Below are 294 nucleotides of genomic sequence, written 5' to 3'. Positions count from 1 at the left end.
ATGATTGGACTATTCATTAACACGGTCCCCGTCCGTATTCAAGGCGGACAAGCAACTGCATTTACAGAGCTGATGAAGCAAACTCAGCGACAGGTGCTTGCTTCGGGAACATACGAAACCTTCCCACTCTATGAGATTCAGGCACAGGCAGAGCAAAAAGTGGAACTGATTAATCATATTATGGTATTTGAGAACTATCCGGTGGATGAACAAATTGAGCAATTAGGTGAAAGAGAGGAAGCTGATTTTAAAATAACCGGAGCAGGAGCGGTTGAGCAGACGAATTATGATTTT

Annotated in this window: 1 protein-coding gene; it reads left to right on the top strand. The window is 43.2% G+C overall.

Annotated elements, in window-relative coordinates; genetic code table 11:
- The coding region (locus tag C1T21_RS26955; protein WP_146032535.1) for a condensation domain-containing protein at nt 1-294 on the top strand (294 nt) is incomplete at both ends.

This window comes from Paenibacillus sp. F4, from assembly GCF_002894905.1.
Taxonomy (GTDB): domain Bacteria; phylum Bacillota; class Bacilli; order Paenibacillales; family Paenibacillaceae; genus Paenibacillus; species Paenibacillus polymyxa_B.
The sequence above is the reverse complement of the archived record's forward strand: the minus strand, read 5'-3'. Positions and strand labels throughout refer to the sequence as shown.